Source organism: Bacillus sp. JJ675, assembly GCF_036963165.1.
GTDB classification, from domain to species: domain Bacteria; phylum Bacillota; class Bacilli; order Bacillales; family Bacillaceae; genus Bacillus; species Bacillus glycinifermentans.
This window is the reverse complement of sequence record NZ_JBALMR010000026.1, coordinates 1-12,934: the sequence shown is the minus strand read 5'-3', so window position 1 is coordinate 12,934 and position 12,934 is coordinate 1. Positions and strand designations below refer to the sequence as shown.

At 47.6% G+C, this 12,934-nt stretch carries 8 protein-coding genes; 5 read left to right on the top strand and 3 right to left on the bottom strand.

Translation table 11 applies throughout. The annotated features are described in order from the left end of the window. Positions 1–40: 40 nt before the first annotated feature. Complete coding sequence (locus tag V7126_RS07580) at positions 41–385, bottom strand: hypothetical protein (RefSeq protein ID WP_231947434.1); 345 nt, start codon at positions 383–385, stop codon at positions 41–43. 53 nt (positions 386–438) lie between these two features. Continuing rightward, positions 439–2,247: a S9 family peptidase gene (locus V7126_RS07575; protein WP_438823797.1), complete on the bottom strand. Its 1,809-nt coding sequence runs from the start codon at positions 2,245–2,247 to the stop codon at positions 439–441. 140 nt (positions 2,248–2,387) lie between these two features. On the opposite strand from V7126_RS07575, the gene V7126_RS07570 reads away from it, so the two are divergent. Continuing rightward, positions 2,388–2,960: a YhcN/YlaJ family sporulation lipoprotein gene (locus V7126_RS07570; protein WP_046129685.1), complete on the top strand. Its 573-nt coding sequence runs from the start codon at positions 2,388–2,390 to the stop codon at positions 2,958–2,960. Positions 2,961–3,966: 1,006 nt separating this feature from the next. Here V7126_RS07570 and V7126_RS07565 read toward each other — a convergent pair. Then, on the bottom strand, positions 3,967–4,620 hold the full coding sequence (locus V7126_RS07565) for a spore coat protein (protein ID WP_082094046.1): 654 nt from the start codon (positions 4,618–4,620) through the stop codon (positions 3,967–3,969). 524 nt (positions 4,621–5,144) lie between these two features. On the opposite strand from V7126_RS07565, the gene V7126_RS07560 reads away from it, so the two are divergent. The 4 genes from V7126_RS07560 to V7126_RS07545 all read left to right on the top strand — a co-directional run bounded on the left by V7126_RS07560 (position 5,145) and on the right by V7126_RS07545 (position 12,880). Then, positions 5,145–7,175, top strand: coding sequence for an ATP-binding protein (locus V7126_RS07560; protein ID WP_046129687.1), 2,031 nt, complete (start codon positions 5,145–5,147; stop codon positions 7,173–7,175). Positions 7,176–7,288: 113 nt separating this feature from the next. After that, positions 7,289–10,879 carry a 5'-nucleotidase C-terminal domain-containing protein gene (locus tag V7126_RS07555; RefSeq protein WP_335497410.1) on the top strand — a complete coding sequence of 1,197 codons (3,591 nt, stop codon included), beginning with the start codon at positions 7,289–7,291 and terminating at the stop codon, positions 10,877–10,879. Further along, positions 10,876–11,448, top strand: a complete 573-nt coding sequence (locus tag V7126_RS07550; RefSeq protein ID WP_046129689.1) for a class D sortase — start codon at positions 10,876–10,878, stop codon at positions 11,446–11,448. The genes V7126_RS07555 and V7126_RS07550 overlap by 4 nt, the downstream gene beginning before the upstream one ends. Before the next feature lie 277 nt (positions 11,449–11,725). Further along, positions 11,726–12,880: a betaine/proline/choline family ABC transporter ATP-binding protein gene (locus V7126_RS07545; RefSeq protein WP_335497408.1), complete on the top strand. Its 1,155-nt coding sequence runs from the start codon at positions 11,726–11,728 to the stop codon at positions 12,878–12,880. Positions 12,881–12,934 lie beyond the last annotated feature (54 nt).

Genomic DNA, 12,934 nt, shown 5'->3' with positions numbered 1-12,934 from the left:
TTAGGGGAGCATATCACTTTTTAAGCGCGTGCGGGTTTTTTTAATGCATATGGTTCGTATGGCTCTGCGCCTGTCCGTGCTGATGTGCGGCGTTGTGACTTTCCGCCATCTGTCCGGAAGCCTCCTGGCCGTTTGCTGCGCCGTACTGGTGCTGGGTGCTGTTCTGATTGCTTTGCATTTGGTTTCCTTGAGTGAACGCCTGTTTAATGAAATCGGCCGGGTTCATCATCATGTTTTTCGCGGAGCTGTTATGACGCTGTCCGCCCATTCGGCCTGCAAACATGCCGGTAACTCTCTTGCGAAGCTCCGGGGAAAAAGCGAGGGTAAGAGCAGCAGATCCGAAAACTAAAACAGCCGGGTGAATGCCTGTTTTTCTTCTGAACAAAGGGATTACCTCCTTTTTATGTATACCATCCCCTTAACGTCTTTGTTTTATTCTCAAGTCCCGGCGGCTGCGCGTAACCGGTGTTTTTCAAAAAAGCTGAAAATCGCGGTAAATACCATATCTCTGTTTTCCTTTTTTGAAAAACCGTGCCCCTCATTTTCCATGACGATGTATTCAGGCGTCCTCCCCAAACGCTTGAGCTGTTCGACGATCTGATCGGATTCTTCCTTTACGACGCGGGGATCGTTAGCTCCTTGAATGATCAGCATTGGCTTTGTCATTTGCTCCAAGTAGGTGATCGGCGAGTCGGCCGTCATTTTTTCCTCATCACGCTCCGGATGACCGACCCACTTTTCCATAAGGGGACGCCAAAAGTCAGGCACCGACTCGACGAACGTAAACAGGTTGCTGACACCGAAAATATCGACGACGGCGCGGAAATACCCGGGATGCCTCCCGTGCAGGAGAAGTGCCATATATCCCCCGTAGCTTCCGCCCATCAAAAACAGCTTGTCCCTGTCTGCGAGCTTATTGTCAATCAGCCAGTCGATCCCTGATACCATATCGAGACGCGGCCCTTCCCCCCAATCCTGCTCCACCATTTGATAAAACGTGTAGCCGTAGTTCGCCGAGCCCCGGAAATTCGGCGCGAATAACTGGTAGCCCATTTTGGCCGCAATTTGAAAGATATTGAAAAACCTGAATCGTTCGGAGTCTTGCGGTCCGCCGTGAGGCCAAATAATGGTATAGCCGTTTGCCTCTTGTGGAACAGGTTTAAACAGCAAGCCTTCAATCGGCAGCCCGTCAAAAGACGGATAAGTGACGATTTCCGGATAGGAGAGCTCGTCTTCAGAAAACCCGGGAACCTGGTTCTTTGTTAATTGTCGCCATTCGGTGTCATTTTTCGCCTTCATATAAATGTTGGCGGGCTTCGTCGGAGTCGACCCGAGAACATAGAGCGATCCGGACTTTGCACAGACGACTTTGGTAATCGATGTGCACGGGCAATCGATGGCGCGGCTTTCTCCGATTGCTGTGTCATACTGATACAGCAGATCTAGGACGCCTTTTTTTCCGGTGACATAAAGGTTTGTTCCTTCCGGGTCTGCATAGATCGATGTGATTTCTGTTTTGTCGAGCGAAAGAAGCGGGGTGAATGTATTGGTTGAGATGGTGTATGACGCAAGATAGGAAAACTCGGAATCGTAATTCGTTGTCACATACAGTATGTCATCTGAGTGAAAATATGATGAATGGACCATGTGCGGCTTTTTTTCATCGGGAACGACCGCTTTCGCGTGTCCGTCCCTGGTTTGAAGCATACAGACGGAATGGCTGTTGACAAATGACACATGGATGCTGACGGCTTTCTCGCCCGGACTTACATCGCTGAGCAGCGATGGACCGTCTTTTCCTTCAAAAACGAGCCGTTCTTCACCTGTCTGCAAATCGTACTTGTATGTATTCAAAAATGTCGGGTTGCTGCTTTCAGATGAATAATAAACAGCATGTTTTACAGGGATCGGCGAAAAATGGCGGTCGAGCTGGTTTCCGTTTAAAAGCCGCATTTCCCCGCCTTTGGATGGGAAGCGGTATAAACAGCTTTGTTCATCTCCGTCGTTGTCAAACCCGGCAAAGAGCTCTGAACCGTCTTTGCTGTAGGCGATTCCGCTTGAATCCTGATTCAAAAAGGTGAGCTGATAAGGATAGAGATGAGGAAGATCCATCGCCCACAGGTTTGATTTTCCGTTGATATTGGTATCAAAGACAAGCTGCGTTTCCTCAGGATGGACGGCAAAATTGGTAATGCGCAAAACGTCAAATATTTGTTTCGCCTTCTTCAATGCATCGGTATGCTGCACTTCTCGAAGCACCTCCAATTTTTGTATGTCTTCAAAGATCATCATAACAGATTTGCGGGTATAAAAATCGTGCTTTGTACGAATAAATAACACGAAAAAGAAAAACCTATAGGTAAATCATTAAAGGAGGCACTTTGTTCATGTTCAACAAGAAAAAAAGCGCAATTGCCGCTTTTCTTCTCCCGTTATTATTTGTCACCGGATGCGGAATGGCGAATCAGGGGGAGAATGGCCGCAACAACGATAATTTTAGAAACGTCACATACAGGGATAACCGCGATGCTAATGACCGTACCCCAGTGGACAATGTCGCAGATAGAAACAATGTCAGAGACGTCAATGATGTCAACAATGTAAATGATGATAACCGCAATGGAAACAATATGAGAGAGGCTGACGATATCGCCGACAAAATCACTGACATGAAGGAAGTTAACAATGCGACTGTCATCGTGACAGACAACAATGCTTATGTGGCGGTTGTATTGACGGGAAATAAGCAAGGAGATGTTACGCAAAGTTTGAAAAAGAAAATTTCCGACAAGGTCAAAGCAACAGACAAAAGCATTAATAATGTCTATGTTTCGGCTAATCCGGACTTTGTTGACCGGATGACCGATTATGGAAGAAGAATTCAAAAGGGCGAACCAATCAAAGGTTTGTTTGATGAATTTGGCCAAATGACCCGCAGGGTGTTCCCTGAGCAAAAATAACACCAGGTTGAAAAAGGCAGACGATTTAAAAATCGCCGGCCTTTTTTATTTTGGCCGAAAGCACACATTTAGAGTTCCCTGCATAAAGTAAGAGACACACTCTTAAAATGGGGGTGCAGCGGTGGGGAAACGTGTGAAAGCGGCCCTCGTTCTATTGGCGGCGGGCATATTGTTTGCAGCCGTTTTTCATCAAGAAAAGGCGGGCGATATCCCCGTTTCCGGAGGCCCGGAAACGCAGGGACTGCTCAAGGCGAAGGAGATGACTCATTTTCGCCAGGTCACTATGTATTATTCAGATCAGGAAAAGCCTCTGCTGAAGCTGACGAAACAGACGCTGAACGATGCCGAAGACCTCAGCCGGACGCTGTTTCAAAACCTGCGTTTATACGGGATTGATCTCGTCTTTTTTTCAAGCCGAAAGGAAATCGAAGCATTTTCAAGGCTGTCAAAAAGGCTGTCAAATATCACAGGCTTTTATTCGGACGAAGCGCGAATGATCGGACTGCTTCCCGAGGAACGGGAGCGCCTTCTCAAAGGAGAGGGATTTGCCGTTTTTCTTTATGAGCGGGTGCTGATTCATGAATATACCCATTATGCCTTTCATGAAAAGCTCAGGGAGCTCGGATCTGAGCCGGGAGATTATCCGCTTTGGTTTCATGAGGGCGTCGCGGAATGGGCTGCCGCTCATGATACGGCATATGTGCGGGCGCTGCCGGCCGTCGTTCCGTTTGCCAAACTAGAGACGGACCGGCAATGGAAAAAAATGCGCGAGGAGTATGAAGCGGACATTTATTTGCAGAGCTATTACATGATTGATGAGCTTGTCAGAAAAAAAGGCAAAAGCGTCATCCTCGATATCATGAAAGAAACGGCGGAGGGCAAAACCTTCGAACAAGGCTTCAAAGCGGCCGTCAACGAGGATATATCACAGTTTGAAGAGGAGTTTAGACGAAAATATGATCACGAAGAAAAAACGGCATTGGGCCTTCCAATGCCGTTTTCTTTGTTAATGAATGGGTCCCTGCTGCCCTGCGCCTTTGGTTGGCATCTGCATTTGGCCTTGGACCGGGGCGTAAAGGGAAAGCATTTTTTGCATGTCCTGGGGAGCGAGCTGCGGAACCTGATAATAGCCGTGCTTGTTTTGATAAACAAAAACTTCGTAGGCCATTTCAATATAATGCGGAATTTGGTCTGCCAGCACCCTTCTGCAAACCGGGTTTGTCACTTCCGGAGCAGCCATCGCCAAAGCCGAAGTGCCTGATTTAAGCAAGCCGAGCATGAAGCTGCTGATGCACGCATCATCAATTTGCTGAGGAGACATCTTCGGCTTTTTCGGCTGGGTTTCCTTTAAGCCGTATACGAATTGACGGTTCTCTTTCATCATATAAGTAGCGGTTTCCTGGCTTGGCTTTTGTCCCGTCCGGAAGCACTCCGCCGTAAGATTGTACTGTGACAAAATAAATTGATGCTGTCTGTCTAAAATGTCCATCAGCTCACGATCCTGGACATGCTGTCTGAACATCATGTACTGCTCAAGGATGCCGATCATACCGGACAGCACTTCGTGCATGTCAAAAACCTCGTGGCCTCCGTGATTCATGTGCTGCATTCCTTCGTTGCCCTGGTTGATTTGCATTTGATCCTGGTTTTGCTGATCCATTGTGGTATCCTCCTTCAATTTAGTACAGGAGTTATTTTTTGTCTGAACCTGCATTTTTATTCAAAAAAGGAGTATTCGCTGGAATGGATTTAAAGGGATTTTGTGCGAACCGTCGAATAAAGTAGTTCAGATGAACAAATAAAAAAGGGTTCATTAGCCGAATCCTCCTTAGGGTTTAGCCCGCGAACAATGGCGGTCTCCGGATCTAAGGACAGATCCATGTCAGATCCCCCGTTTGTTTACGGACGAAAGGCCGGCGAAAGTAAAAAATGATCGTGCCCAAATCAGAAGGCTCCCCCAAATTTCGGAGCTTATGAAGCGGGCCGGTTTTTCGTCATGAAAGCTTGTTGAAGGAAAGGAAGTGTACTCTCTAACATCCCTTACCGCCTCTCCGCGTTAATCTGTAAGGATTCTCCCTCCGGAAAAACCGTATCAGCTGCCAAAGCATTTATTTTCATCATGATTCTTGAGAAAAAAAGGTTTGTTTCCTTTTTTATTTTGCGCTTAGAAAAGGAGGATTTTATATGCTGGGCTCAAGTGAAACAATCGGAAAACTATCAGGTTTATTTTCTGATGCTGAAACTGTGTATCCAAAGGTGCAAACGGACGTATATAAAAAAATCCATGAACTAAGTGAATTCCACAAACTGGATGACATCTATCTGTCATTGATCGATCAGTATGTAAATCCGTGCCTGATCCTCAACGACAGGGGAGAAATCGTGGCGTCTTCGGTCAGTGCAGATCAATTTTTAAAATGTTCAAAAGGAAACAGCTGCCGCGTTTTTCCCGCCGGCCTCTCCGTTCCTGTCAGCTCAGCTTTGCAAAAGGCAAGAAAAGAAAAAAGGGAAGTCGAGTTCAATCATGTTCCGGTTTATTTGAACGGAAAGCTTTCTTTCGTCACCTTGAAGCTGAAGCGTTTCCCCCGCCAATACCATACGCTTTACGTGCTGTTTATGAAAGAAGAAAAAACGGGGACAAACAAGCAGCCGCCTATTGAAGATGACGAAGACCAGACCCATCCCGACATTCGGCATTTGTACCGGATGATAAAGGATCTTGAGGCTTCTAATGAAGCATTGACCGCCGCCAATCAAAAGCTTATGACCGCAAACAGGGAATTGATCACGATCAATCAGACATTTGAAAGGAAAATTGAAGAGCTGTCTTCCCTCAATGACCATTTGGACCATCTGCTGATCAACACGAACATAGCCGCGCTTTTTTTGGACGGGAATTTGAACGTGAAATGGTTCACTCCTGAAGCGGCAAAGACGCTCAAATTGAAGCAGAGTGACACAGGCAGACCGATAGGCGATCTCAGTGGTCTGTTCAAATATGCCGATTATACGGAAGACTTAAAAAGGACGCTGGTTGAGAAAAAAACGATTCAAAAGGAAATAAAAGCGGGGAACGGCGACTGGTACGCCGTTAAAATGATCCCTTCCTATTCGGGCGAAAATGCGAAGGGGATCGTGATGACGTTTTCAAATATTACCGAGCTGAAAATGACGAATGAGGCGCTGCATATCAGCGCTCAGGCGATTGAACGAAGCCCGGCCAATATTTTGATCGCTTCTGTCGACGGAACCGTCCAATATGCGAATAGACGGTTTTGTCAGCTGATCGAAAAAGAACAGGTCGAGATCATCGGCGAACAGGTTCAAGCTTTGTACGAACAGCATTTTATGTGTGATGAACTTTCTGCCCGTTGGAAACTGGCCGCTGAAAAGCAGCCCTGGTCCGGCGAGATTCATTATCAAGATAAGAAAGGCCGAGACAGGTGGGAGCAGTTTTCGCTCGTTCCCGTGGAGGACAGGATGGGGAATGTGCAGCAGATTCTGCAGATTTCCGAAGATATCACGAATGAGAAGCAGTCTGAAAAAATGCTTATCAAATCGGAAATGCTTTCAGCAGTCGGACAGCTTGCAGCAGGCATCGCCCATGAAATCCGCAACCCTCTTACATCGCTGAGAGGATTCCTCCAATTGATGATTCAGACGAAAACATACGAGAAGGAATACGCCGAAGTGATGATGTCGGAATTCATCAGGCTTGAGTCGATCATCAACGAGTTTCTCGTATTGGCGAAAACAAAATCGGCGACATTTGATCAGGTTCAGGTGAACACGCTCCTCAACGATGTCTGCATGATTTTGGAATCGCAAGCCGTTTTGAACAATGTGCGGATCGAGAAGGAGCTGAGCGAGGAGCTTCCTGAGATTCTCGCAGTTTCAAACGAACTGAAACAGGTGTTTCTTAACATTCTTAAAAACGCGATCGAAGCGATGGAACATGCCGAAGGAGCGATTTCCATCCGCTCATACAGGGAAAAAGACAGCGTCTTCATTACCTTTGAAGATCAAGGCAAAGGCATTTCGAAAGAAGCGCTGGAAAAGCTCGGCGAGCCTTTTTACACGACGAAAGAAAAAGGTACGGGCCTCGGGCTCATGGTTACGTTTAAAATCATCGAAAATCACGGGGGAAGCATTCATTTTGAAAGTGAAGAAGGCAAGGGAACGAAGGTGACATTGAAACTTCCGGCTAAAGAATGAGAATAAGGTCAGCCCTGTTCTCATTCTTTTTTAAAATGTTTACAAAATCCTTATATGGATTTTATAAACCTCAGGTACATTTGACAGGAAGCAACAAAAAAGGGGGCGGTTATATGGTCAAAATGTTAAAGAAGCGTTTTGCGCCTTTGGCGGTGATCGCAATGTTTATGGCGTCATCGTTCCTCGCGCCGTATACGCAGGTCTCTCGAGGAGAGGAGCAGCCGATAACGGTAAAGGAAGCGATCCGCAATAACTCGGGAAGCGCTAATGTTGAAGGGTATGTCGTCGGCCACACCGTTTCGAAAGGAAACTACAGATTCACGGGCCCATTTGCGAATGATTACAACATGGCAATCGCTGATCAAAAAGATGAAACATCGCCTGAGAATATACTTCCCGTTAAAATTCCCGCAGCATTCAGGAGCCAATTCGGCTTAAAAACGAATCCGCACCTTATCGGAAAAAAACTGATCGTCAAAGGAGAACGTTCCTCATATTTTCATTCCCCGGGTTTAAAATCTGTTCAATCCATCAAGCTGACGGAGGGCAGCGGAGAACCTTCCCGCCCGGACGTAACGTCGATAGCGGAAGCACGCAAGCGCATGAATGAAACCGTCACAATCAAAGGGACCGTCACGGCGAACCAGTCTGCGATAGGCGGCGGGAAACTGTCAACCTACATGCAGGACGATACGGGGGGAATCAACATTTTTTCTCCTTCCCAAGCTGATTTTCCGGAGCTGAAGGAAGGGATGAACGTTTCGGTCACTGGAAAAGTCGCGTCATATAAAGGGCTGACAGAAATCATTCCCGCTCCCGGCGGAATCGATGTAACAGGTGAAGGTGCGACTCTGCCGAATCCGTACTTGCTGACCATAGAAGAACTGAAACACGCAGAAATCGGAGAGCAATATGAAGGGCGCCTCGTGAAAATAAAAGGATTTATTGAAACAATGCCTGATTCCCCGGCTGGGGGAGGCTGCAACATCACGATGATCGATGCAAGCTACAACCCGCTGACGCTCCGGGTAATGGAAGACACGAATGCCGTTCATTTGATTGAACAAGGCAAATGGTTTGAGGTTACTGGGATTTTAAGCCGTTATGATACGCTTCAGCTGCTGCCGAGAAAGCGGGAGGACATCAAAAAGCTGGACGGGATCGATAATCCGCCTCCCGTTTCGGAAGGGGAGTATGAAGGCGTTGTGGACCGCGTCGTTGACGGGGATACGATCCACTTGAAGGAACCGGTGCTCGGGACGACAAAGGTGCGATTGATGAATATGGATACGCCTGAAACGTATCATACACCAAAAAACGAGCTGGATGAAAACCAGCTGAAACACGGAAACCGTGCGAAACAATACTTGCAGTCGATGTTGTCAAGCGGAGACAAGGTAACCGTAAAAGTCGGCAAAGAAGCGAAGGACAGCTACGGCAGGCTGCTCGCCCAGGTCATGACAGAAGATGGCGTAAACACGAATTTGGAACTCGTCAAAAAAGGGCTGGCTGTGACATATTTTATTTGGCCTGTCAGCAGCTGGACGGACTACAGGCTGTTCCAACAGGCGGTCAAAAAAGCGAAAGACGAGCGGCTTGGCATGTGGGACCCGGATGACCCGCTTCTTGAACTGCCGTTTGAATTCCGTGCAAGAGAACAGGGGAAAGGGCTGACAAGGTATGTCGGCGACTCGGAGGACAAAACGTATGTAGCGCCTGACAAATGGCGCGAGGTTCCGGTTGAAAGGAGAATCTTCTTCGCATCTTCAGAGGAAGCGGAAAGAGCCGGCTATACGAAGAAGGAAAACAGCGGAAATATCTCTTTGCGCCTTTTAAGCATGAACGACCTGCACGGCAAAATCGATCAGCAGTATAAGCTTGATCTCAACGGTGACGGACAAACGGACGGAACCTTCGGCAGAATGGACTATGCGGCAGCTTTAATAAAAGAGCGGAAAGCCGAGCGGAAAAACACGCTCCTCGTTCACGCGGGAGATATGATTGGCGGAAGCTCGCCTGTATCCTCTTTGCTTCAAGACGAACCGACGGTCGAACTCATGGAGGAAATCGGCTTTGATGTGGGCACGGTCGGAAACCATGAATTTGACGAAGGGACAGATGAGCTTCTTCGAATCCTGCGCGGCGGAGAGCATCCGGAAGGCAAAGGGACGAAAGGCTACGACGGGCAGAATTTTCCTCTCGTCTGCGCCAACTGCAAGCTGAAAAACAGCGGTGCCGCCTTTTTGCCTCCGTATGAGATTTTTGACGTGGAGGGCGTTCCGGTTGCTTTCATTGGAGTGGTTACAAGGTCTGCCGCCGATATGGTAATGCCTGACGGTATCAAGGACATCGAATTCACCGATGAGACAAAAGCTGTCAATCAGGCCGTTAGTGAATTAAAGAAAAAAGGCGTACGCTCAATCGCCGTGCTTGCTCATATGACGGCTTCGCAACATGGCACCGGCGTAACGGGTGAGTCAGCCGAGCTTGCAAAAAAGGCGGATCCTGAAGTAGATGTGATTTTTGCCGGGCATAATCATGAAGAAGTAAACGGCGAGGCAGGCGGGGCTTTAATCGTTCAAGCCTCCGAATACGGCAAAGCGATTGGTGTTGTTGATTTGGAAATCGACAGGGACACGAAGGATATCGTCCGAAAAAAGGCGGAAGTGGAATACGTCAACCAGGAAGCGATCAGTCCCGATCCGGCTGCAGCCGGCATATTAAAAAAATATGAGCAGATGGTCGGCCCGATCATCGGAGAAAAAATCGGTGAGGCGGCTCATGATATGGCCGGCGGATATTCAAACGACGGGGATACCCCGCTCGGAAATTTAATCGCCGATGGAATGAAGCATGCGATGAGCTCTGACTTTGCCTTAATGAACGGCGGCGGAATCCGCCAAGACTTAAAAAAAGGCACGATTACATGGGGAGATGCTTTCAATATCCAGCCATTCGGAAACGTCCTGGTCCAGCTTGAGATTAAAGGAAGGGATTTGTATGACATCATCGATGCGCAAATTTCTCCGGTATACGGTCCTGACTACAGCATCAGCGGCTTTACATACACCTGGGATCCAAAAACAAACAAAACGGCCGAAATCCTCTTAGAGGACGGCTCACCGATTGACAAAGACCGAACCTATACGGTAACCGTCAATCATTTTATGGCATCTGCATCAGGCAGCAAATATCAGCCGATTTCCCGGCTTGGAAAAAACCCGGTGACAGGGCCAGAAGATATCGAGGCAACGGTGCAATTTATCAAAAGCTTTAAAGAACCGATATCGTATACCTCCGAAGGGAGAATTAAAAAGCTCGGGGCAGACGGAGGCGCGGGAGAGAAACCGGGAAACGGCGGCAGTGAACCGCCTGATGATGATCCGAACGGTTCCTTGCCCGGAGAAGATGAAAAACCTGATGATGCAGCCGGCTTTTTGCCGGGTCCGACAAATGGTGCAAATAGATTTTTGCCCGGGCGGGGCGGAGACATACTAAGCGGCAGACAAACGCCTTCTCAAGGCAGCCATACAGCAAAACATTCGGACGGAATATTTCCGGGGAAAAGAAGCGATGACGAACAAAACCGGCATTTCCTTCCGGATACCGCTGCGTATTTGTACAGGCCGTTATTTTTAGGGATTCTGCTCCTTTTCTCCGGTATAATGGTTTATATGCGGAAAAAGGGGTCATCCAATCTATGAAAATGAAGGTCTTTTCCTTGCTGCTTATTGCAGCCGGTTTATTGATTATCGTTTACGGCGGCTGGAAAATATACGACACGAACAGACAAACGGAAGATTCATTGACAGAGGCCAAAAAGTCGGTCGCCGCGGGAGGCTCCCTTGACGGATCGTCTGCCGGATCGTTCAAACCTGCAACAGGAGAAGCTGTCGGCATTTTATACATTCCGAGATTAAAAGCCGAATTGCCGATCGTGGAAGGTACGAGCGCCGAAGATTTAGAAAAAGGCGTCGGCCATTATAAAGGCAGCTACTACCCGAAGCAGAACGGCCAAATTGTTCTTTCCGGGCACAGGGACACGGTTTTTCGCAGAACGGGGGAGCTTGAACTCGGAGACCGGCTGGAAGTAGAAGCGCCGTATGGCCGTTATGCATACGAAATCATCAAAACAAAAATCGTTGATCAAGACGATACTTCGATCATTACGCTGCAAAACAAAAAAGAGGAATTGGTGTTGACGACGTGTTATCCGTTTTCTTACATCGGAAACGCGCCGCAGCGCTATATTATATACGCGAAGCCGCTTTAAGAAAGCAACGGCTGTCACATGGCTGACAGCCGTTTTCTTATTCGTGACAAATTGCTTATTTCACGAGGATTCCAAAGGAATATGGAGCAAACTTGAGGATACGGCAGTTGAACAGAGGACACTTGCATTCACAAATATTTCACATCTAATATGGCTGCTTCATCAGCTTTAGGTTTTTCAGATGATCATTTATAATATAAATGTTAAATTTTTCTGAAAAAACAAAAATAAATTTAACGATTTTAATGTTTTTAACGAAATTGTGGAGGTGCAGTTGTTGCTGAAACTGGAAAACGTCTCAAAGGTGTATAAAGGAGGCAAAAAAGCTGTAAACGGCATTCATTTGGATATCGCAAAAGGCGAATTTATCTGTTTCATCGGCCCGAGCGGCTGCGGAAAAACGACGACGATGAAAATGATCAACCGCCTGATCGAACCGACGTCAGGCAGCATCTATATTGACGGTGAAAATATCATGACTCAGGACGCCGTCAAGCTTCGCCGAAAGATCGGCTATGTTATTCAGCAAATCGGGCTTTTTCCGCACATGACGATTCAAGAGAACATTTCGCTCGTTCCGAAGCTGCTAAAATGGCCTCAGGATAAACGGAAAGAACGGGCGCGCGATCTGTTAAAACTCGTTGATATGGGTCCGGAATATTTGGAGCGCTACCCTCACGAACTGAGCGGGGGACAGCAGCAGAGAATCGGCGTTTTGCGGGCGCTTGCCGCCGGGCCGCCGTTAATTTTAATGGATGAACCGTTCGGCGCGCTCGACCCGATTACCCGTGACACGCTCCAGGAAGAGTTTAAAAAATTGCAGAAAACATTAAACAAAACGATCGTTTTTGTGACCCATGATATGGATGAAGCGATCAAGCTTGCGGACCGGATTGTCATTTTAAAAGACGGCGAGATCGTCCAGGTCGGCACTCCCGATGACATCTTGCGGTACCCTGCAAACGATTTTGTCGAAGATTTTATCGGAAAAGACAGGCTCATTCAATCGACCCCCGAAATCGAACGTGTGGAACAGATCATGAATGCCGATCCCGTCACGGTAACGGCTGATAAAACGTTGTCAGAGGCGATTCAGATCATGAGGCGGCACCGCGTCGACTCGCTGCTTGTCGTCGATGAAAAGCGGCGGTTTCGCGGATATGTCGATGTTGAAATCATCGATCAGATGCGCAGAAAAGCAAAGCTTGTCGGCGAGGTTGTCCATACCGACATTTATACGGTGAAAAAACACGAGCTTCTTCGCGATGCCGTAAGGAAAATTTTAAAACGGGGCATCAAATTTGTGCCTGTCGTCGATGAGCACAACCGCCTCACAGGCATCGTCACAAGAGCGAGCCTCGTCGAAATCGTATACGAATCGATTTGGGGAGAAGAAAATCTGTTGAGTGCAGGAGGTGCTTCGTTTGGCTGAAGCTCTTCATTTTTTGCAGACAAACGGCTCAGAACTGCTTTATAAAACATGGGA

Coding starts and splice junctions, on each gene's coding strand:
- V7126_RS07570 (WP_046129685.1), top strand. CDS start 2,388: ATGTTCAACAAGAAAAAAAGCGCAATTGCCGCTTTTCTTCTCCCGTTA.
- V7126_RS07565 (WP_082094046.1), bottom strand. CDS start 4,620: ATGGATCAGCAAAACCAGGATCAAATGCAAATCAACCAGGGCAACGAA.
- V7126_RS07560 (WP_046129687.1), top strand. CDS start 5,145: ATGCTGGGCTCAAGTGAAACAATCGGAAAACTATCAGGTTTATTTTCT.
- V7126_RS07555 (WP_335497410.1), top strand. CDS start 7,289: ATGGTCAAAATGTTAAAGAAGCGTTTTGCGCCTTTGGCGGTGATCGCA.
- V7126_RS07550 (WP_046129689.1), top strand. CDS start 10,876: ATGAAAATGAAGGTCTTTTCCTTGCTGCTTATTGCAGCCGGTTTATTG.